20 protein-coding genes and 1 riboswitch are annotated in these 19,768 nt (G+C 70.8%); of the genes, 8 read left to right on the top strand and 12 right to left on the bottom strand.

The genetic code is table 11. From position 1 onward, the window contains the following. Positions 1-313: 313 nt before the first annotated feature. The 3 genes from ABT130_RS28020 to ABT130_RS28010 all read left to right on the top strand — a co-directional run bounded on the left by ABT130_RS28020 (position 314) and on the right by ABT130_RS28010 (position 3,143). The gene (locus ABT130_RS28020; RefSeq protein ID WP_502992224.1) at positions 314-1,081 is read left to right on the top strand and encodes a 2,3-dihydro-2,3-dihydroxybenzoate dehydrogenase; all 768 of its coding nucleotides are present in this window, start codon (positions 314-316) and stop codon (positions 1,079-1,081) included. Between the two features lie 20 nt (positions 1,082-1,101). After that, on the top strand, positions 1,102-2,268 hold the full coding sequence (locus ABT130_RS28015) for an isochorismate synthase (protein WP_350960132.1): 1,167 nt from the start codon (positions 1,102-1,104) through the stop codon (positions 2,266-2,268). A 215-nt stretch (positions 2,269-2,483) separates the two neighbouring features. Next, positions 2,484-3,143 (top strand): isochorismatase family protein, encoded by a 660-nt coding sequence (locus ABT130_RS28010; protein WP_350960129.1) that lies wholly within the window; start codon positions 2,484-2,486, stop codon positions 3,141-3,143. Between the two features lie 19 nt (positions 3,144-3,162). Here the strand turns inward: ABT130_RS28010 and ABT130_RS28005 are convergent, their stop codons facing one another. Continuing rightward, on the bottom strand, positions 3,163-3,561 hold the full coding sequence (locus ABT130_RS28005; protein WP_350960127.1) for a hypothetical protein: 399 nt from the start codon (positions 3,559-3,561) through the stop codon (positions 3,163-3,165). A gap of 213 nt (positions 3,562-3,774) precedes the next feature. Here ABT130_RS28005 and ABT130_RS28000 point away from each other — a divergent pair, with 213 nt between their 5' ends. Both ABT130_RS28000 and ABT130_RS27995 read left to right on the top strand, forming a co-directional pair. Then, positions 3,775-4,362 carry a TetR/AcrR family transcriptional regulator C-terminal domain-containing protein gene (locus ABT130_RS28000; protein ID WP_350960124.1) on the top strand — a complete coding sequence of 196 codons (588 nt, stop codon included), beginning with the start codon at positions 3,775-3,777 and terminating at the stop codon, positions 4,360-4,362. A 405-nt stretch (positions 4,363-4,767) separates the two neighbouring features. Further along, on the top strand, positions 4,768-4,959 hold the full coding sequence (locus ABT130_RS27995; protein WP_350929100.1) for a DUF5999 family protein: 192 nt from the start codon (positions 4,768-4,770) through the stop codon (positions 4,957-4,959). Positions 4,960-4,976: 17 nt separating this feature from the next. Here ABT130_RS27995 and ABT130_RS27990 read toward each other — a convergent pair whose 3' ends face one another. Next, the gene (locus ABT130_RS27990) at positions 4,977-5,591 is read right to left on the bottom strand and encodes an alpha/beta hydrolase family protein (protein WP_350960149.1); all 615 of its coding nucleotides are present in this window, start codon (positions 5,589-5,591) and stop codon (positions 4,977-4,979) included. A gap of 130 nt (positions 5,592-5,721) precedes the next feature. Here ABT130_RS27990 and ABT130_RS27985 point away from each other — a divergent pair, with 130 nt between their 5' ends. After that, complete coding sequence (locus ABT130_RS27985; protein ID WP_350960121.1) at positions 5,722-6,042, top strand: hypothetical protein; 321 nt, start codon at positions 5,722-5,724, stop codon at positions 6,040-6,042. 117 nt (positions 6,043-6,159) lie between these two features. Here ABT130_RS27985 and ABT130_RS27980 read toward each other — a convergent pair whose 3' ends face one another. The 9 genes from ABT130_RS27980 to ABT130_RS27940 all read right to left on the bottom strand — a co-directional run bounded on the left by ABT130_RS27980 (position 6,160) and on the right by ABT130_RS27940 (position 16,684). Continuing rightward, complete coding sequence (locus tag ABT130_RS27980; RefSeq protein ID WP_350929014.1) at positions 6,160-6,942, bottom strand: tetratricopeptide repeat protein; 783 nt, start codon at positions 6,940-6,942, stop codon at positions 6,160-6,162. 115 nt (positions 6,943-7,057) lie between these two features. Continuing rightward, positions 7,058-9,913, bottom strand: a complete 2,856-nt coding sequence (gcvP, locus tag ABT130_RS27975) for an aminomethyl-transferring glycine dehydrogenase (RefSeq protein ID WP_350960118.1) — start codon at positions 9,911-9,913, stop codon at positions 7,058-7,060. Positions 9,914-10,083: 170 nt separating this feature from the next. Further along, positions 10,084-10,176, bottom strand: a riboswitch (glycine riboswitch). A 15-nt stretch (positions 10,177-10,191) separates the two neighbouring features. Beyond that, a complete protein-coding gene (locus ABT130_RS27970) occupies positions 10,192-10,812 on the bottom strand; it encodes a MerR family transcriptional regulator (protein WP_350929010.1) in 621 nt (206 codons plus the stop codon). 144 nt (positions 10,813-10,956) lie between these two features. After that, positions 10,957-11,427, bottom strand: coding sequence for a bifunctional nuclease family protein (locus tag ABT130_RS27965; protein WP_157594447.1), 471 nt, complete (start codon positions 11,425-11,427; stop codon positions 10,957-10,959). A 79-nt stretch (positions 11,428-11,506) separates the two neighbouring features. After that, a complete protein-coding gene (ftsR, locus tag ABT130_RS27960) occupies positions 11,507-12,157 on the bottom strand; it encodes a transcriptional regulator FtsR (protein ID WP_386271103.1) in 651 nt (216 codons plus the stop codon). A 26-nt stretch (positions 12,158-12,183) separates the two neighbouring features. Beyond that, positions 12,184-12,696: a double zinc ribbon and FHA domain-containing protein gene (locus tag ABT130_RS27955; protein WP_343978377.1), complete on the bottom strand. Its 513-nt coding sequence runs from the start codon at positions 12,694-12,696 to the stop codon at positions 12,184-12,186. A 227-nt stretch (positions 12,697-12,923) separates the two neighbouring features. Next, positions 12,924-15,425 carry a sugar phosphate nucleotidyltransferase gene (locus ABT130_RS27950; protein WP_350960116.1) on the bottom strand — a complete coding sequence of 834 codons (2,502 nt, stop codon included), beginning with the start codon at positions 15,423-15,425 and terminating at the stop codon, positions 12,924-12,926. A 3-nt stretch (positions 15,426-15,428) separates the two neighbouring features. Beyond that, the gene (gene clsA / locus ABT130_RS27945) at positions 15,429-16,025 is read right to left on the bottom strand and encodes a cardiolipin synthase ClsA (RefSeq protein WP_030915014.1); all 597 of its coding nucleotides are present in this window, start codon (positions 16,023-16,025) and stop codon (positions 15,429-15,431) included. Positions 16,026-16,264: 239 nt separating this feature from the next. Further along, positions 16,265-16,684 carry a hypothetical protein gene (locus ABT130_RS27940; RefSeq protein WP_350929006.1) on the bottom strand — a complete coding sequence of 140 codons (420 nt, stop codon included), beginning with the start codon at positions 16,682-16,684 and terminating at the stop codon, positions 16,265-16,267. Between the two features lie 217 nt (positions 16,685-16,901). On the opposite strand from ABT130_RS27940, the gene ABT130_RS27935 reads away from it, so the two are divergent. Together ABT130_RS27935 and ABT130_RS27930 are read left to right on the top strand one after the other, a co-directional pair. Continuing rightward, positions 16,902-17,510, top strand: coding sequence for a class I SAM-dependent methyltransferase (locus ABT130_RS27935; RefSeq protein WP_350960113.1), 609 nt, complete (start codon positions 16,902-16,904; stop codon positions 17,508-17,510). A gap of 80 nt (positions 17,511-17,590) precedes the next feature. Next, positions 17,591-18,772, top strand: coding sequence for an acyl-CoA dehydrogenase family protein (locus ABT130_RS27930; protein ID WP_350960111.1), 1,182 nt, complete (start codon positions 17,591-17,593; stop codon positions 18,770-18,772). Positions 18,773-18,817: 45 nt separating this feature from the next. Here ABT130_RS27930 and ABT130_RS27925 read toward each other — a convergent pair whose 3' ends face one another. Beyond that, positions 18,818-19,732: an alpha/beta hydrolase gene (locus tag ABT130_RS27925; protein WP_350960108.1), complete on the bottom strand. Its 915-nt coding sequence runs from the start codon at positions 19,730-19,732 to the stop codon at positions 18,818-18,820. Between the last annotated feature and the right edge of the window lie 36 nt (positions 19,733-19,768).

Raw genomic sequence — 19,768 nt, 5'->3', positions numbered from 1 at the left:
AGCGACGCGCACGGAGGTCACCTGCCGGATGGACACGTGACGACCGTCGCTCCCCTCCCGGATCCAGGCATCCGGGGGCGCGGATGAAGGATCACTCGGCACTCTCGGAGGAAGACCTGGCCACGGCGCCGAACGAGTGACCGGAGAGACCCCTGAGACAGGTTTTAATTAGGCAAGGCTCACCTAAGATTCCCCTTATTGACGCCGACGTCAAGAGGCATATCATCATGACCAGATCACCTTCCATGCCCACCTGACCTACTCCTGACACACGATGCAAGTAAGGTAAGGCTAACCTAAACATTTTAGTGAGGTGTATGTGACCAACAGGCAAGACCATCCCGGCCTCCCCGGGGCGGTGGCCCTTGTCACGGGCGCCGCGGGAGGCATCGGAGCCGCCGTCGCGACGGCTCTCGCCCGTGCCGGGATGATCGTGGCCGGAGTCGATGTGCGCGACGAGCCCTGGGAGAGCCGGCCAGAGCCGATCGCCCGCCACCTGGCCGACGTCAGGGACCCCGGCCAGGTTGACGCCGTCGTCAGCAGGGTCGAGAACGAACTGGGACCGATCGGCCTCCTGGTCAACGTCGCGGGCGTGCTGCGTACCGGCGCGGTGACCGATCTGAGCACCGATGACTGGGAGCACGTGTTCGCGGTGAACGCCGGCGGGGTCTTCCACGCCGTCCGCGCCGTGACCCGCCGCATGATCCCCCGCGGTCGCGGGACGGTCGTCACCGTGGCCTCCAACGCCGCAGGCGTGCCGCGCGTCGGCATGGCGGCATACGCGGCCTCCAAGGCCGCCGCGGTCATGTTCACCCGATGCGCCGGACTGGAACTCGCCCGCCACGGCATCCGCTGCAACGTGGTCTCGCCCGGATCGACGGACACCGCGATGCAGGCGGGGCTCGACCCCCGCAGCGTGCTTGAGGGAGATCCGTCCTCCTACCGCGTGGGCATTCCGCTGGGCCGGCTGGCCGATCCCTCGGACATCGCCGAGGCGGTGCTGTTCCTCGCCTCGGACCGTGCCCGGCACATCACCATGCAAGACCTGTACGTGGACGGCGGCGCCACGCTCCGGGCATGAGATCCCCCGAAAGGTCAGCTTTGACTATCGCATACGAGGCGGTCAGCGCCACCGAGCTTCTCGACGAGTACCGGCCAGGCTCCTCATCGATCTTCTCCTCCCCCCGGCACACCCTCCTCGCCGGAGGCGTCGCCGCCGTGCTGCCACCCGTGCGCACCCTGCGGGAACTGGCCCAGAGCGTACGCGGACACGGCGACCTGATCCTCGGTGCGGTCCCGTTCGACGACCCCGCCTCGGCGCACCTGGTCACTCCCCTGCGCACCCGCTGGGCCGACCCCTTCCTGCCCGGCGAGCCGCCACGCAGGGAGAGCACCCGGCCATGGCGGATCACCCCCGTCCCCACACCCGCGGGCCACCTGGAAGGCGTCCGGCGGGTACTGGAACTGCTCCGCACCGGATCGGTGGAGAAGGTGGTGCTGGCCAGGTCCCTGGAGCTGACGAGGCCCGAGCCCGCCGACGTCGCCTCGATGGTCCGGCGCCTGGCGGTGCGCGATCCGCACGGCCACGTCTTCGCCATCGACCTGCCGGGCGGACGGACCCTGGTGGGCGCCAGCCCGGAACTACTGGTCTCCAGGGACGGTCCCGCCGTCGTCGCCAACCCGCTGGCCGGCTCGGCCGCGCGCAGCGCCGACCCCGCGGAGGACCGCCGCCGTGCGGCGGCGCTCCTCTGCTCGGCCAAGGACCAGCATGAGCACGCGGTCGTGGTCCAGGCCGTGGCCGCCGCGCTCGCCCCACACTGCCGGGCACTGAGCGTCCCGTCCGAGCCGTCACTGATCTGCACCTCGACCATGTGGCACCTGTCCAGCAGGATCACCGGCCGGCTCGCCGACCCCCGGACCACCGCGCTCGACCTGGCCGTCGCCCTGCACCCGACCCCCGCGGTCTGCGGCACCCCCACCGCCGCGGCGCGCGCCGCGATCACCGGTATCGAACCCTTCGACCGGGGCTTCTACAGCGGCATGGTCGGCTGGTGCGACACCTCGGGCAACGGCGAGTGGGCGGTGGCGATCCGCTGCGCCGAGGTGACCGGCGCGGGCATCCGGCTGTTCGCCGGCGGCGGGATCGTGGCGGGCTCGGTCCCCGAAGAGGAACTGGCCGAAACCTCCGCCAAGTTCCGTACCCTCCTGCACGCCCTCGGCCTGGACCTGGATGCCGACCCCCGCCCCGGAGAGAGACCGGAGACGTGACGGGGGCGACCGGGCCGCCCGGCGCCGGTCATCCGGCCGCGCCGAAACCCCTCCTTCCGAGGCGGGACCGGCCGCAGGTGAGATCCCCGACCGGCTCCCGCTCGCGAAGACCCAGCCGAACCACCACCGCCAAGGCCCACAGGACGTACTCACGCCCCCGGCGACCCCCCGTACACGCCGGGACGCCGAGCACAAGGTAAGAAGGAGAGGCAGCCGTGGCCATACCAACCATCACCCCCTATCCGATGCCCCGTGAGGACGAGATGCCGGTCAACCGCGTCTCCTGGACACCGGACGCCCGCCGGGCGGTGCTGCTCGTCCACGACATGCAGAACTACTTCGTCAACGCGTTCGCGCCGGGAACCTCGCCGATCGTGGAGCTGGTCTCGGCGATCATCGGTCTCCGCGAGACGGCCTGGCAGCTCGGTGTCCCGGTGGTCTACTCGGCCCAGCCGGGCGGACAGACCTCGGCACAGCGTGGTCTGCTGGAGGACTTCTGGGGAGCAGGAGTGGGTGCCGACCCCGGCGCCCAGGAGATCGTCACCGCGCTCGCCCCAGGCCCGGCCGACATCCGGCTCACCAAGTGGCGCTACAGCGCCTTCCACCGCACCCCGCTCCGTGATCTGCTCGCCGAGCAGGGCCGCGACCAGCTCATCGTCACCGGTATCTACGCCCATATCGGCTGCCTGATGACGGCCTGCGATGCCTTCATGGGGGACGTGGAGGTGTTCTTCGTCGCCGACGGGGTGGCCGACTTCTCCGCCGAACACCACAGGATGGCCCAGACCTACGCGGCCGAGCGGTGCGCGGCGGTCCTGGCCGCCGTTCGCGTCCGGCGGCTGCTCACCGCCTCCGCCGCGCACGCCGCCCGCTGAGCCGGGCGGTGCGCCCGGCTCAGCGGGCGGCGGCGACCGGGCGCGGGACCCGGGGGATGCCGGTCAGCCGGTTCTGCTCACGCAGGGTGCGCAGGCGGTCCACCTCGACGGTCCACTCGGCACCCCGAGGGGTGGCCTTGCCCTTGCGGCGGCGGATCCGGTCGTCGTACGACTTGATGCCGAACGTCGCGCGCTGGTTGGCCTCGGCCGCGCGCAGAGCCTCGGTCAGCGCCCTGTCGAAGGCCAGCCCGGCGGCTCGCAGTTCCTGCACGGGAGCCAGGTCGGCCTGCGCCCGGCGCAGGTCGGCCTCGGCCGCGCGCGCCTTCTCCAGAAGCTCGGGGAAGCCCTTCCCGACCTCCTGGTCAGCGTGGTAGCGAACCTCCGCCTCCCGGCTCACGCTCGGTCGGAAAAACGCCATCTTCTGCCCTCTCTCACCGGTCGCCGGGTCGCCTCCGGCAGGTCACCGGTCGTAGCCTACGCCGTTCATCCCCACCTCACGTACTCGGGATCAGCCGTACCGGGAGCCGGCTCGCGGTACCGGGCGTGCGCGGACCGGTGGTGAGCGGAGCGGATCGATCTGCCCGGCGCGCCCTCCTTTACGCAGTAAGGTCACCAGTGACAGGATGCCCCCATGCCTGCCAAGCGACCACCCGTCCCGCTCTCCAGGGAGCGCATCATCGACGCCGCCCTCCACATCGCCGACGGCCAGGGGCTCCGGCGCCTGACCATGCGACGGCTGGGCGACGCGCTCCAGGTGGAGGCGATGGCCATCTACCACCACCTGCCCCGCGGCAAGGACGCCCTCATGGACGCGCTGGCCGAGCATGTCACCACGGTCCACGTCGAGCCCGGCGAGAGCTGGCAGGAGAGCGCGAGGGCCTGGTGCCGGGCGAGCCGCGCCGCACTCAGGGAGCACCCGGGGGTGCTGGCGCTGGCCCTGACCAAGCCCCCGAGGGGCCGGGCCGCGATCGCGATCAGGGAGCAGACCGACCAGCTGGCCGACGCGGGGCTGACCGACGCGGCCGGAGCGGTGCGGGCGCTGAGGGCCTACGTCTTCGGCGCGGTGGCGGTGGAGGTGCAGCAGTCGGGCTGGGCCGAGCCCTCCGGCGACGAGAACGAGCCGTGGCGCCCTCCTTCGCAGGGAGGCGGCAGCCCCGGGGCGGACGCCGATTTCGAGTACGGGCTGGACGCACTCCTGGCCGGCCTGGGCGCGCGGTAACCGGTAGGACGCGGAGGCCCACATCGACGCACGTCAGGAAGTTGTAACCGATCGTTTACCTGACTCGCGGCGTGTCGCGCTTGGCCGAATATCCTTATATGAGGCATGCTGTGTTATAGGTCACATCCCCTGATAAAGCCCTGACGGACTGGCCCTCTATCAGTTCGTAAACAGTCCTAACGGGCTATGTCGCCGAGGTGCGATCGATCGCACACTTGATCTGCTTGATGTGCGAGCCTCGCTCTATCAGGGCTCGCATGGCCATATGTCAACATTCAGATGCTCGTCCCCCGTCATGCGTGGGAACGGAGACCCATCGGTGACGGTGCCCGCCGGATGTCCGATGCCCATCCCGTACCCGGCGTGACCCGGGCGAGCCGACACGAGAGATCCGGAGGCACGCCGATGTGCCCGCACGAGCCGTCCTGTCCGCCCGCTGAGGCGCTGGACCGCGAAGCCGCCCGCACCATGGCGGCCCACCCCGAGCAGGGCTGGAGCCTGCTCTGCAACGGTGTGGTGCTGTTCGAAGACACCGGCGAGCTCCTCCCCGACGGCGCCGTCATCGAGCCACACCGGCCACTGGCCGGCGTCGTCTGACGGCACCCACGCCGAACTCACACGGGCTCACACGGGCCCGGCCGCATCCTCGCGTCGAGCCATTCGGCGACCACCTCGCCCACCCTGGCGGGGTCCTTCCCGAGGTCATGGCCCTGTCCCGGCAGCACGACCAGGCGCGCGGCATCCGCCGCTTCGGGCACGCCGAACGGATCGCGGTCTCCGTTCACCACCAGCACATCCACACCCGCCGCGCGCAGCTCCCCGGCGCGTGACCGCTCCGGCTTGCCCGACGGGTGCAGCGGGAAGGCCAGTGCGACGACCGCGCGGGCCTCGACCCGCCGGGCCGTACGGCAGGCGACCCTGGCCCCGTTGCTCCTCCCGCCCTGCGCGAGCGGCAGCCCCGGGTAGCGCTCGCGCAGGACGGCCACCAGCGTCTCCCACGCCTCGTCCTGTCTGGCCGCCGAGCCCGGCGCGCGGGCACCGCGCATCCGGAACGGCTGGAGCACCCGCGCGACGGTCCCGCCGGCCGCCGTCACGGCGTCCCGCACCGCCAGCAGGTCGGGGGCGTCCACTCCCCCGGCCGAGCCGTGGGTGAGCACCAGCAGGAAGCGCGGGGAGGCCACCTCGTCGATCTCCACCAGCGCCGGGCCGTGCGGGGTCGCGATCTCCAGTGACGGCACGGTCTCCGGGAGGGACACGGGCTCGGAGGGGGACACGGATCTCGTCCTAACGACTGATGCCTGACGGCCGGTGAAGGAGAACAATCGAAGGGTGCAGGACTACCAAGATATCCGCCAGGACATGCGGGCCACTCTCGAGGCCCGCCGTGATCTCGGGCCGGAGTACGAGACCGCCCTCATCGAGTCGTTCGTGTCGCGCCTGGACGCGACCATCACCCAGCGGGTGCGGGCCGAGATGCACGCCGCCGGGGTAGGCGGGACACCGCCGCGCAAGGCCGGGAACTCCTCGATCCCGATCGCGCTCGGCTCGATGGGCATGGGCATCCCGCTGACCGCCATCGCGGCGTCCGAGGCGGGCAGCGCCGGGTTGCTGCTGGCCTGGGGCGGCATCATCGCGATCAACGTCGCCCACGCCCTGAGCCGCCGGCGGGAGCGCGACTGACCGTTCCGGGCCCCGGAAGGAGCGGCGCGGGTTCCCGGAGCGACCGGCGTCCCGCCGGGTGCGCTCCGGTCACACCGGACACCGCCCCCGAAGCCCTGGCATGGACGTCCCAGGGGTTCAGACGTCGCGGCCCCGGCGGAGGCGGACCTCACCGGCGAGGTCGGCGTCGGCGCTGTCGAGGCCGTAGCGCCAAACGCGCTCGGCGTCCTCGCCGCGTCCTCTGAGCGGGAGCGTGCGGGCCAGGAGCTCGATGGCCAGCGCGCCGGTCTCGACGTCGCCGCCCTCCTCGATCGCACCGGAGAACTCGGCGCACGCCAGCTCCAGGTGGGCGATGCCGAGCATCACCCGCAGCCTCGGCACCTCGGCCGCGTCCGGCACCGAGAGCGCCTCCAGCAGCACCTGGGCGGCCTCCCCCGGTTCCCCCTCCTCGATGAGCGTCTCCGCCAGCCGCTGAGCGGCCCGAGGGGCGACCTCCGGGTCGCCGGTGGCCAGTGCGTCACGCAGCGACCGTTCGGCCTCCTCCGCGTCCGTGGCGAGCCTGGCGAGGGCCATGTGCGCCGACGGGACGTAGGCGGGGTGGCCGACGCCCAGCGCGGCCTGCCAGGCGGCGCGGGCCTGGTCGGCCATCCCCTCCCTTTCGAAGCTCCCCGCGAGCAGGCAGGCGGCCTGGGCGGCGAACTCCGGGTGCCCCGTCGCCAGTGCGGTGCGCGCGGCCGCGCGGGAGCCCGGCACGTCTCCGCGCTCCTGGAGCACCACGGCGAGGCCCACCGCCGCCTGTGCCCGATCGGGCTCGCCGGGGTCGGCGGCCAGCTCCGCGAAGATCACGGCGGCGCCGTCGAGGTCGCCGGACTCGGCCAGTCTTCGCGCGGTGTCCAAGGGACGGGTGTCCACCTCAGGCATGCAGGGTCCTTCCCGGATACGGAGACGCCCCGAGCCTAACGACTCGGGGCGCCGTCCGTCCTCCCGCATTCCCTACGGATACGTGGTTCTCGCGAGACGCGGGCCGCGGTGAGGATCAGTCTTCGTACGCCTCCAGGGGAGGGCAGGAGCACACCAGGTTGCGGTCTCCGTAGGCCTGGTCGATGCGGCGGACCGGCGACCAGTACTTGCCCTCGCGCAGCGAGGGCAGCGGGTAGGCCGCCTCGGTGCGGGTGTAAGGGTGCTCCCACTCGTCGGCGACGAGGCTGCCGGCCGTGTGCGGGGCGTTGCGCAGCGGGTTGTCGACCCTGTCGTAGGCGCCGGAGGCGACCTTCTCGATCTCACCGCGAATCGCGATCATGGCCTCGCAGAACCGGTCGAGCTCGGCCAGGTCCTCGCTCTCGGTCGGCTCGATCATCAGCGTGCCGGCCACCGGGAAGGACATGGTCGGCGCGTGGAAACCGTAGTCGACGAGGCGCTTGGCCACGTCGTCGACCGTCACCCCGGTCTCCTTGGTGATCTGGCGCAGATCGATGATGCACTCGTGGGCGACGAGGCCGCCGCGGCCGGTGTAGAGAACCGGGTAGTGGGGATCGAGCCTGCGGGCCAGGTAGTTGGCCGACAGGATGGCCTGCTCGGTGGCCGCCTTCAGCCCGTCGGCACCCATCATCCGGATGTAGGCCCAGGAGATGGGCAGGATGCCCGCGGAGCCGTACGGGGCGGCCGAGACCGGGCCGACCGCCGAGCCGCCGCGCAGCGGGTGACCGGGCAGGTAGTCGGCCAGGTGGGCGCGGACCGCGACCGGGCCGACACCGGGGCCGCCGCCACCGTGCGGGATGCAGAAGGTCTTGTGCAGGTTGAGGTGGGAGACGTCCGCCCCGAACTCGCCCGGCCTGGCCAGGCCGACCAGCGCGTTGAGGTTGGCACCGTCGACGTAGACCTGCCCGCCGGCCTCGTGCACCAGCTCGCAGACATCGACGATCGTCTCCTCGTACACGCCGTGCGTGGACGGGTAGGTCACCATGATCGCGGCAAGCCGGTCGCGGTGCTTTTCGATCTTCGCGACGAGGTCGTCGAGGTCCACGTTGCCGTTGTCGTCGCAGGCGACCACGGCGACGCGCATGCCGGCCATCACGGCGCTGGCGGCGTTGGTACCGTGCGCGGACGAGGGGATCAGGCAGACGTCACGATCCGACTCGCCACGCGCCGTGTGGTAGGCGCGGATCGCCAGGAGGCCGGCGAACTCGCCCTGGGAGCCGGCGTTCGGCTGGATCGACACGGCGTCATAACCGGTGACCTCGGCCAGCCAGCGCTCCAGCTCCCCGATCAGCTCGGCGTAGCCCGCCGCCTGGTCCTCCGGCGCGTACGGGTGCAGCCCGGCGAACTCCGGCCAGGTGATCGGCTCCATCTCGGTGGTCGCGTTGAGCTTCATGGTGCAGGAGCCCAGCGGGATCATCGACCGGTCCAGCGCGACGTCCTTGTCCTGGAGCCTGCGCAGGTAGCGCAGCATGGCCGTCTCGGAGCGGTGGCTGTGGAAGACCGGGTGGGTGAGGTAGTCGCCGACCCGCGCCAGCGCGCCGGGCAGCGCGTCGTGCGCGGCGGCGTCCAGGTCGGCCAGCACGGTGCCGCTGACCTCGAAGGCGGCCAGGACCTGCTCCAGATGGAGAACCTCGGTCCTCTCGTCGCAGGTGACGCCCACATGGTCGGCGTCGACCAGGCGCAGGTTGACGCCGTTCTCCCGGGCCGCGGCGACGACTCCGGCGGCACGCCCGGGCACGCGGGCGAGCACGGTGTCGAAGAAGGTGTCGTGGACCACCTCGACGCCGCCCTGGCGCAGCCCCTCGGCGAGCACGACGGCGTGCCGGTGGATGCGGCGGCCGATCCTGCGCAGGCCCTCGGGGCCGTGGTAGACGGCGTACATGCCGGCGATCACGGCGAGCAGCACCTGCGCGGTGCAGATGTTGCTGGTGGCCTTCTCCCGGCGGATGTGCTGCTCGCGGGTCTGGAGCGCGAGCCGGTAGGCGGGACGTCCCTCGACATCCTGGGAGACGCCGACCAGGCGGCCGGGCAGCTGGCGCTGGAGGCCGTCACGGACCGCCATGTAGGCGGCGTGCGGACCGCCGAAGCCGAGGGGGACGCCGAAGCGCTGCGAGGAGCCGACCGCGATGTCGGCGCCGAGCTCGCCCGGCGCGGCCAGGAGGGTGAGGGCGAGCAGGTCGGCGGCGGCGACCACCTGGGCACCGCACGCGTGGGCGGCGTCGGCGATGGCGCGGAAGTCGCGAATCCTGCCGCTGGCGCCGGGGTACTGCACGAGCACGCCGAAGCAGTCGGGGAGCCCTCCGGTGAAGTCGCTCTCGACCAGCTCGATGCCGAGCGGCTCGGCACGGGTGCGCAACACCGCCTTGGTCTGCGGCAGCGCGTCGGCGTCGACCACGAACACCTTCGACGAGGTGCGGCCCGCGCGGCGGGCCAGGGTCATCGCCTCGGCCGCGGCGGTGGCCTCGTCCAGCAGGGAGGCCCCCGCGACGTCGAGGGCGGTCAGGTCGGAGACGACGGTCTGGAAGTTGATCAGGGCCTCCAGCCGGCCCTGGGAGATCTCCGGCTGGTAGGGCGTGTACGCGGTGTACCAGCCCGGGTTCTCCAGGAGGTTGCGGCGGATGACACCCGGGGTGATCGTGTCGTGGTAGCCCAGGCCGATCATCGAGGTGAGCACGGTGTTACGCCCGGCGAGGACCCGCAGCTCGGCGAGGGCCTCGGACTCCCCTGCCGCCGGGGGCAGACCCAGCCGGGCGAAGGAGCGGATCGCCTCGGGCACGGCCACCGCGACCAGGTCGGCGACGGAGGCGAACCCGACCGCCTCCAGCATGCGGGTCTGGTCGGCGTCGTCGGGCCCGATGTGACGGGTCGCGAACGGCGGAGGGGCGAGTTCGCTGAGCGATGACAGATCGGTCATGAGAAGCCTCTCGGGCGGGGTGGAGACCGGTGCTGGGCGCGGGCATATGCCGGTTCTCCCCCTCTGTCATCACGACGTGGTCGCTACCTGAGAGCTTCACCTGCCCTTGCCGGGAGGCTTGCACCGTCGGTGAGACGCACCTGGCGGGCACGTCTGCTTTCCAGAGTTGCCTCGTCCGTGCGGTACAGGGTGCCTGAGAGATTCCGGGGAGGTTGCTCCTTCGGCGCCCCGATCGCGGTCGGGGTCTCTCCCGCACAGGGTCAATGGCGAGTCCGAGTTTACCCGGTTCGTCGTGCTCTGCGACGACGGGCCAACTCATCGGCCTGATGATCGCCTAAAGGGCCCCCGCCCGACTCCGCGCGTTCGCCGGGAAGATCCGCGAGAGAGCCCTCCACCTCCTGCCACACCCGTCCCAGCGCGATACCGAAGACTCCCTGGCCCCCCTGGAGCAGGTCGATGACCTCGTCCGGCGAGGTGCACTCGTAGACGCTCACCCCGTCGCTCATCAGAGTGATCTGGGCCAGGTCGTTGACGCCCCGCTCCCGCAGGTGCTGCACGGCGATGCGGATCTGCTGGAGGGAGACACCGGTGTCGAGAAGGCGCTTGACAACCTTGAGGACCAGAATGTCACGGAAGCCGTACAGCCGCTGGGAGCCGGAGCCGTGGGCGGCTCTCACGGTGGGCTCGACCAGGCCGGTGCGTGCCCAGTAGTCGAGTTGCCGGTAGGTGATTCCTGCCGCCGAACAGGCCGTCGGCCCCCTGTAGCCGATGTCGGCGGGCACTTTCACCGGTTGCCCGTCGAACAGCAGACCCTCTTCACCCGCGCGCTGACGTGCCGACTGGCGCCGTTCCGGGTCATCCTGGTCGGCGTTTCTACCCTCGCCGCTGCTGACCGCCACGCGGACCTCCGGCTTTCTCTCATCCCACGGCCTGATCTGGGGGTTTACGCACGACCGCAGGTTTCACTTGCACCGTAGGACTGGGGCCAAGTCCAGTCAACGACCCCACCCGGCGCGTCGTGAAGCGTAAATGCACCGAAATTCCTACCCCGCGCGGCCGAAGTCCTCGGGCGTGATCGTGTCAAGGAACTCCCTGAACTTCTCCACCTCGTCCTCCTGGTCGTCAGGGATGATCACCCCTGCCTCCCGTACCACATCCTCACTCGCGAAGATACGTGCACCGGTGCGAAGTGCCAAGGCGATCGAGTCGGAAGGACGCGCGCTCACCTCGACCCCGTTGGAGAACACGAGATCCGCGAAGAAGATGCCGTCGCGTAAAGCGACGATGTTGACAGTGTTCAACCTGACTCCGAGCCCTTCGAGCACGTCCCGGAACAGGTCATGGGTAAGTGGCCGGGGTGGTGGTTCCTCGGCCTGGGCCATGGCGATCGCCGTGGCTTCCGTCATGCCGATCCAGATAGGTAGGTAACGCTCCCCATGCGTCTCTTTCAGCAGGACGATCGGCTGGTTGGAGGGCATTTCAACTCGAACGCCCACGACCTCCATCTGCAACACGGGCTGCTCCGTCTTCGCTGGATTCCGACCGGTTTGTTCAACGTAACACTCGTGGGGGTACGAGTGCCTGGTCAGGCTCTCACCGGCCCAGTGCCCCACGGACTCCGGAACGCAGCAACGAGGCGTGCAATTCCAGCAGGAGACCGGAGATCTCCCTCGCCGTCTCGTCCGCCTGGTCGATCGCGCCGGGGCCGCGACGGCGCAGCAGCGGGGCGACGGCCTGTTCCACCAGCCCCGCCTCGCGTTCCGCGGCGGCCTTGACCGCCCGCAGGTGGCGGGCACGCAGGCCGAAGGCGGCCAGGGCGCCCACACTGCGGGCCACGACCAGTGCCTCGGCGTCGTAGTAGCGGGCCACGGCGGCCAGCAGACCGTAGTCCTCCAGCTCGGTGAGGGTCTCCTCGTCGAGCTCGGCGGCGGCGAGGAACTCCTCGCGGGTGAGGCGGACCTCGGGGGGCGCGTCGTCGGGGACGGCGCGCGGCCGGGCCGCCGGGCGCTCCTCGCGGTCGGCCGCCTCCAGATGATCCTTGATCACGCGCAGCGGCAGGTAGCGATCACGCTGCTCGCTGAGGATGTAGCGGAGCCGCTCGACGTCGGCGTAGGTGAACTTGCGATAGCCGGAGGGACTGCGCTCCGGCTCGATCAGCCCCTCGCCCTCCAGGAAGCGAATCTTGGAGATGCTGACGTCGGGGAACTCGCCCTGCAGGAGAGCGAGCACCTCCCCGATGCTCATGTGCGCACGAGCGGCCTGCGAGCTCATCATCCTCCAGCGGCGCCGCGGGTGAGGAAGACGAGGCGGAACTTACCGATCTGCACCTCGTCCCCGCCGTACAGCGGGACCTCCTCGATGCGCTCACGATTGACGTACGTGCCGTTCAGGCTACCGACGTCGCGGACCGTGAAGACACCGCCGCCGCGCCGGTAGAACTCCACGTGACGGCGCGAGACCGTGATGTCGTCGAGGAAGATGTCGCTCTCGGGGTGGCGGCCCACGGTGGTGAGGTCGCTGTCGAGCAGGAACCGACTGCCGGCGTTGGGGCCGCGCATCGCGACCAGCAACGCGGTGCCGGCGGGCAACTGCTCAACGGCCTGCCGCTCGGCGAGAAGCGTCTCACCGGTCTCCGCCTCATAGGCCTCGATCCCGGAGAGGGAGATCGTCGATGTGCTGTCTCCGGGGGTGTCGGACCTGGTAAGCGGCGACCCGCATCGTGAACAGAAACGGGCATCCTCAGGATTGGCATGACCGCACTGCGTGCAGTAGACGCTCGGCATCGATCGGCTCGGCCTCCTACCGCGAAGACGCGGCAACGGTGCTCAGTGATGCGCGCCTCGCTTCTTCGCTTCTCAAGTGTTTTCTCAGACTGCGAATGCCGCAACATACAGTGATGAGGCGCGAAGGTCAAGGTTGACGCTGAACCGCGGGTACGGTCGGTGACAAAGTTACAGGGGACGCTGCCCCTGGTCCATGGCGCCGCGCGGTATTTGTCGCGCGGGCCGCCTCAACCGCCGGCGGCCTCCTCCACCACCCGCGCCCAGCGCTCGATCAGGGTCTGGGCGGAGTCGACGTCGAACCCCTCGGCCCACAGGTGGGTCACCGCCTCGGTCGGGTCGGGCAGCACCAGGGTCCAGCTGCCGTCCTCCGCGACGACCCGCACCCCGTCGGTGGTGTCGATGCGGTGGTGCTCGGCGGCCTCGATGACCGAGCGCATCACCGCCCCCTTGGCCGCCCACGGAGTCGGCACGGTACGGCGCAGCAGCTTGGCCTCGGGTATCCTGGCGTCGATCTGGCTGAGCGAGAGCCGGGTCCTGGCGACCAGCCCGAGCAGGCGCAGGAACACCGCCAGGCCGTCCACCGTGGGGCCGAACTCGGGCACGATGAAACCACCGCGCCCGTCGGCCGCGAAGATCATCTCCGGACCCCTGGCGGCGGCGGTGAGCGCGTCGATCGCGGTGGACGTCCACTCGGCCTGGACCCCGTGGAACCTGCAGACCTGCTCGGCCACCCGGGTGGTGGTGACCGGCAGTGCCACCCTGCCGCCGCGGCGCTCGGCCGCGACCAGGTCGAGCACCACCAGCAGGGCGCGCTCCTCGCTGATCAGCTGGCCCATCTCGTCCACCAGCGCGACCCGCTCCCCCACCGGGTCGAAGCGCACGCCGAAGGCCGCCCTGGAGGAGCTGACGAGCTCTGACAGGCGCTGCAGGTCACGGCGGCGCTCGGCGAGGGTCTCGGTGGGCGAGGCGTCGTCCAGCCGGTTGTTGACGGTCAGCACGTCCACCCCGACCCGGCCGAGCAGGCTGGGCAGCACCAGCGAGGAGGTGCCTCCCGCGCAGTCGACCACGACCTTCATGTCGGCGTCGCGGACCCCGTTGATGTCGACCAGGCGTAGCAACTCGTGCGTGTAGTCCTCCACCGCCCTGGCGGGGAAGCTCAGCTCGGCGATCTCGCCGGGGAAGGCGCGGCGGAACTCCTGCCGGGAGAAGACCCGGTCCAGCTTGCGCTGGGCCGGCGGCGACAGGTCCGCGCCGTGCTCGTCCATGAAGACGATGTCGACGCTCTGCGGGTCGCCGGGGGTGGTGCGCAGCGCGATGCCGCCTACCGCGTTCTCCCTGGCGGTGTGGAAGCGTGCCACGGGGAGCGGGGACGCCTCCAGGTCGAGCACGTTGATCGCGCTGGCGTTGAGGGCGCTGATCACGGCCCGCTTCAGCGCCCGCGCCGCGCGGGAGGAGTCGCGGGAGGTGATGACCGAGGCGCCCTTCTTCAGGGTGGTGGCGTAGGCGCTGGCGAGCCGCACGCACAGCTCGGGGGTGATCTCCACGTTGACCAGCCCCGAGACCCCCCGGGGGCCGAACAGGTTTCGCTGGGCGCGCGGCTCCCAGATGACGCTGTTGTTGATCACCGCCCCGGCCTCGATGGTCTTGAACGGGTAGATCTTGACGCCGGAGGAGATGTACGCCTCGGCCTCGATGATGCACTCGTCGCCGATGACGGCGCCCTCCTCGACCCTGGCCGCGGTCATCAGGTCGGTGTTCTTGCCGATCACGCAGCCGCGCAGGTGGGCGCTGGGCCCGATGTAGACGTTGTCGTGGACGACCGCACGGTGCAGGAAGGCCCCCTCCCTGACCACCGCGTTGCTGCCCAGCACGGTGTACTCGCGCAGCTCGGCCCCCGCCTCGACCTTGGCGTAGTCGCCGACGTAGAGCGGGCCCTTGAGGATGGCGTCGGTGTCGACCGAGGCTCCCTCGGCCACCCAGACGCCCGGCGAGACCTCGAAGGCGTCGATATCGACCTTGACCCGGCCCGACAGGACGTCGGCCTGGGCCTTGAGGTAGCTCTCGTGGGTGCCGACGTCCTCCCAGTAGCCGTCGGCCACGTAGCCGTACAGCGGGGCTCCGCGCTCCAGCAGCCGGGGGAACACGTCTCCCGACCAGTCGACGGACTCCCCCGCCGCGATCTCGTCGAGGACCTCGGGCTCCATCACGTAGATGCCGGTGTTGACGGTGTCGGAGAAGACCTGGCCCCAGGTGGGCTTCTCCAGGAAGCGCTCCACCCGCCCCTGGTCGTCGACGATGACGATGCCGAACTCCAGCGGGTTGGGAACGCGCTTGAGCCCGATCGTGACCATCGCGCCGTTCTCACGGTGGAAGCGGATCATGTCCGTCAGGTCGATGTCCGTCAGCGCGTCGCCGGAGATGACCAGGAAGCGGTCGTCGCGCAGCCGGTCCGCGGCGTTCTTGACGCTGCCCGCGGTGCCGAGCGGTGTGTCCTCGGTGGCGTAGTACAGGCTCATGCCGAGTTCGTCGCCGTCGCCGAAGTAGTTGCGGACCAGGGCCGCCAGGAACTGCACGGTGACCACCGTCTCGGTGAAACCGTGCCGTTTCAGGAGGCGCAGCACGTGCTCCATGATCGGCCGATTGATCACGGGCAGGAGAGGCTTGGGCTGGTTCGCGGTCATCGGCCGGAGCCGTGTACCCTCCCCGCCCGCCATGACGACGGCCTTCACAGATCACCTCTTAAGGCGTTTGGCCTCGCTTGTCAGCTGACGCACCTGTACCCAATACAGCACTCCGGACCACCAGTACAGACCTGTGCCCCAGATGGCCAGGGACCAGCCGACGATCCGGGCGGGATCGGCGTACCAGGCGTCGTGGTGGGCGAGGAAGAGCAGAGGGAAGGCGTAGAGGAGGTTGGCGGTGGCGGCCTTGCCGAGGAAGTGCACGGGCAACGCCGGGCCGTAGCCGAGGCGGCGCAGGATGAGCGGGATGCCCAGCAACATCACGTCGCGCAGCGGGATGGCCAGCGCCAGCCACCAGGGGATGATCTCGCGCATGGCGAGGCCGAACAGGGTGGCCAGGATGTAGAGCCGGTCGGCCAGCGGGTCGAGCAGGCGGCCGAGCCGGCTGGTCTGGTTCCAGGCGCGGGCGATCTTACCGTCGAGCCAGTCGGAGAACCCCGCCAGCATCAGCAGCGCGACGGCCCAGCCGTCGGCCTTCGGGCCCAGCACCAGCCAGAGGAAGACCGGCACCCCCAGAAGCCTGGCCAGGCTCAACGCGTTGGGAACCGTCCAGATTCGATCTTCGGCTCCCGATGCTTCCGGATTCACCGGTCTGTCTCCCTCCCCGTGCCTGATGCCGACCCTACCCGTGCGGAGCTCACACGGACCGTACGGCCGTCCGGCGGGGGCACGGGCGCCGGGCGTCAGGCGCGGGACCAGGGGGCGCCCAGGGGCGCGACAGGGCCCGGGGAGGAGGCGGGAGGAGTGCGGGGAACCACGCCGCCGCGGCCGCGCGGCGGCGTGGTTCCGATCGACGGCGTCACCCGATCCGGGCGGCGCCGTCCAGATCAGGAGCGGCGCACGGCGGCGCCGGGGGACCAGGCCCAGACGAGCACGGCGACGGTCATCCCGAACAGGGCCAGCCCGCTGGGGACGTGGGTGCCGAGCGCCTCCCAGCTGAAGTGCTGTGCCATCCCGACCAGGAAGAGGCCGACGCTGACCAGCGCCGGCCAGCCGGCACCTCGCCCGGGACGCCAGACCATGGCGGCCACGACGATCTGCAGCAGTGCGATCAGATGCACCACCATCCCGGCCAGTACGTGGGTCTCGGCCAGCGCCTCCCCGCCGCGCACCGCCTGGCCGGCGAACGAGGCGGCGGCGATGAGGCCGGCCGCCTGGGCGACGACCAGGATGCGCAGGCCGTACAGCAGGCCCGCGGAGACCAGGCGATCCTCCGTCGGTTTCCGCGGGGAGATGACCTCCTGCATATTATGTGTCCTTACCTTGGATGACTGGTTCGGAACACATCGTGGCCGCGGGGCATCCATCCGGTCGTCACCCTGGGGGCTGACCTCGCCGTCCGCCTCTTGGCGGATTCTCCGTCCGGTGCGCGTTCACCCCTCGGGGGGCACCGCCTCCCGCGCGGCCGAAAATCGTATCGGATGACGCGCGCGACGCCCCGGCGCACCCCTTACGCTTCACAGCATGACCAATGACACCACGCTCTTTCTTGGGCAGTGGATTCGCTCGCCGGGCACCGTCGGAGCGGTGGCGCCGAGCTCGCGGCGGCTTGCCGAGGCGGTGGCCTCGCCGGTCCCCCACCGGGGGGATCCGGTGATCGTCGAACTCGGCCCGGGCACCGGCGTGTTCACCGCGGAGATCCAGCGCAGGCTGGGAGGCCGGGGGCACCACATGGCCGTCGAGATCAACCCCAGGCTGGCCGATTTCCTCGCCGCCAGGAACCCCGGGGTGGACGTCGTGACCGATGACGCGGCACGGCTGCCTCAGTTGCTGCAGGAGCGTGGTCTCGCCAGGGCCGACGTGATCGTGAGCGGGCTCCCCTGGGCCGCGTTCTCCGAGGAGACACAGGGCCGCCTGCTGGACGCGGTCACCGCGATCATGGGTCCGCACACGGCCTTCACCACCTTCGCCTACAGCTTCGCCAAGCGCCTTCCTCCCGCGCGGCGTTTCAGGAAGCGCCTGATCGACACCTTCGAGGAGGTCGTCGCGGGCCGCACGGTGTGGGGCAACCTACCGCCTGCCTTCGTCTACCACACGCGCAGGCCGCGCCTGGACGCCGTCCAGCAGAACTGATCCCCGCGTCCCGGTGGCACTGGAGGCTTACCGAACTTCGTTCTACGATTGCGCGCGCAACTAGAATGGAGTTGGTCACCGTGGACTTCACACTTCCGGAGAGCGCCCTCGCCGTCCAACGCGGCGTCGGCGACATCTGCGCGCGCTACGACCTGGACTACTGGCAGCGGTGCGAGAGCGAGAAACGCTGGCCGGAGGAGGTCTGGCAGGATCTGGCCAAGGGCGGCTGGCTCGGCCTGGCCGTGCCCGAGGAGTACGGAGGCGGCGGTCAGGGCCTGCTGGAGCTGGCCGTGGCCACCGAGACCCTGTCGGCCTCCGGCTCGGCCGGCGGTTCGGCGTTCACCTACGTGCTCACCCCCGGGTTCGGCGCCATGACCCTGGCCAGGCACGGCAGCCCCTGGCAGCGCGACGAACTGCTGCCCAGGCTGGCCACCGGCGAGCTGGAGACCTGTTTCGCGCTGACCGAGCCCGACGCCGGGTCCAACGCCCTGGGCATCTCCACCTCCGCCCGTCGCGACGGGGCGGAGTTCGTCGTCAACGGCCAGAAGATCTGGATCACCGGCGTGCAGCGCGCCACCTGGATGCTTCTGGTCACCCGGACCATCCCGGCCGCCGAGGCCAAGCCCCGCACCAACGGCCTGACCGTCCTGCTGGTGAACGTCCCCGAGGCCGTCGCGGCCGGCCGGCTCTCCTTCCAGCCGATCCCGAAGATGGGCGCCAACACCACCCCGTCCAACATGGTCTTCATAGACGACCTGCGGGTCCCGGAGAGGAACGTGGTCGGTGAGGTCGACCAGGGCGCGCTGGTGCTGTGGGACATCCTCAACCCCGAGCGCGTCCTGCTGGCCGCCTCCGCGCTCGGCGGCGCCGAGGTGGCGCTGCGGGTGGCCGTGCAGTACGCCAAGGAGCGCGAGGTGTTCGGCCGTCCGATCGGCGCCAACCAGGCCATCGCCTTCCCCCTCGCCCAGGTCAAGGCCAAGATCGAGCTGGCCAGGCTGATGCTGTACAAGGCCGCCTGGCTGTTCGACAGGCAGTTGCCCTGCGGCACCGAGGCCAACATCGCCAAGCTGACCGCCTCCCAGGCGGCCTGGGAGGCGGCCGACCACGCGTTCCAGACGCACGGCGGCATGGCCTACTCGCTGGAGTACCCGGTGGCCCGCCTGCTGGCCGACGCCCGCATCGGCAAGGTCGCCCCCGTCACCGAGGAGCTCCTGCTCAACTACCTGGCCACCCAGGTGCTCGGACTTCCCAGGAGCTTCTGACCTGATCGCCGGGTGCGCCCCGCCCGTCCGGAGCCGGGCGCACCCCTATTGGAAAGCCTCCGCGAGACGGGCCGCGGCGTACTCGCGCGCCTCGGTCGCCTGGTCGAAGAAGCCCGGCAGGCCGAAGAAGCCGTGGATCGCCCCCTCGTACCTCCTGACCTCGACCGGCACCCCGGCCGCGGCCAGCTGGGCGGCGTATTCCTCACCCTCGTCACAGAGCGGGTCGCACTCGGCGATGATCACCGTCGCCGGGGCCAGACCGGCCTTGTCGGCCAGCCGGACGGGAGCCAGCCGGGGGTCGACCGGATCACCGCCGTACTGCGCGACGAACCAGGCCATCTCGTCGGCGCCGAGCCCGAAACCGCCGGCGTAGGCGCGGTAACTCCCGGTGTCCATGGCCACGTCGGCTATCGGGTAGACGAGCAGTTGGTGGGCCAGCCTGAGCCCGGCGTCCCTGGCCTGCCAGGCGGCCACGGCGGCCAGGTTGCCCCCGGCGCTGTCGCCGCAGACCGCGATGCGCTCGGGGTCGACCCCGTAGACGCCGGGGCGGCCGAAGACGTCCCGGACGACGCTCCAGGCGTCGTCGGCCGCCGCGGGGAAGGGGTGGTCGGGGGCGAGCCGGTAGTCGACCGAGATCACGACCGCCCCGTTGCGCACCGCGAGGTCACGGCCGAGGGCGTCGTTGCGGTCGACACTGCCGAAGACCCAGCCTCCACCGTGAAAGTAGACGATCCCCGGGAGGGGACGGTCGTCCTCCTCCGGCCGGTAGACGCGGACCGGCACGCCCGCGACGACGTCATCCCTGACCAGCGGGAGCGGGATGATCGGACCACGTTGCTCGGCGAAGGCGTCGAGGGCCCGCATCGCGACGATCGCCTCGGGGGTGAGTGTGGAGAGCGGGACACCGAGGTCCGTCTGGAAAGTCTTCAGGTAGGCCTCGGCCTGCGGGTGCAACGGCATGGTCGGCACTTTACCCGCCGGGTCCGGTCGACCGCG

This window comes from Streptosporangium sp. NPDC001681 (assembly GCF_040298085.1).
Taxonomy (GTDB): domain Bacteria; phylum Actinomycetota; class Actinomycetes; order Streptosporangiales; family Streptosporangiaceae; genus Streptosporangium.
The sequence above is the reverse complement of the archived record's forward strand: the minus strand, read 5'-3'. Positions and strand labels throughout refer to the sequence as shown.

Coding starts and splice junctions, on each gene's coding strand:
- ABT130_RS27955 (WP_343978377.1), bottom strand. CDS start 12,696: ATGCCGAGCGTCTACTGCACGCAGTGCGGTCATGCCAATCCTGAGGAT.
- ABT130_RS28005 (WP_350960127.1), bottom strand. CDS start 3,561: ATGGCGTTTTTCCGACCGAGCGTGAGCCGGGAGGCGGAGGTTCGCTAC.
- ABT130_RS27980 (WP_350929014.1), bottom strand. CDS start 6,942: ATGCCTGAGGTGGACACCCGTCCCTTGGACACCGCGCGAAGACTGGCC.
- ABT130_RS27925 (WP_350960108.1), bottom strand. CDS start 19,732: ATGCCGTTGCACCCGCAGGCCGAGGCCTACCTGAAGACTTTCCAGACG.
- gcvP (WP_350960118.1), bottom strand. CDS start 9,913: ATGACCGATCTGTCATCGCTCAGCGAACTCGCCCCTCCGCCGTTCGCG.
- ABT130_RS27985 (WP_350960121.1), top strand. CDS start 5,722: ATGCGGGCCACTCTCGAGGCCCGCCGTGATCTCGGGCCGGAGTACGAG.
- ABT130_RS27995 (WP_350929100.1), top strand. CDS start 4,768: ATGTGCCCGCACGAGCCGTCCTGTCCGCCCGCTGAGGCGCTGGACCGC.
- ABT130_RS27940 (WP_350929006.1), bottom strand. CDS start 16,684: ATGCAGGAGGTCATCTCCCCGCGGAAACCGACGGAGGATCGCCTGGTC.
- ftsR (WP_386271103.1), bottom strand. CDS start 12,157: ATGAGCATCGGGGAGGTGCTCGCTCTCCTGCAGGGCGAGTTCCCCGAC.
- ABT130_RS28000 (WP_350960124.1), top strand. CDS start 3,775: ATGCCTGCCAAGCGACCACCCGTCCCGCTCTCCAGGGAGCGCATCATC.
- ABT130_RS27935 (WP_350960113.1), top strand. CDS start 16,902: ATGACCAATGACACCACGCTCTTTCTTGGGCAGTGGATTCGCTCGCCG.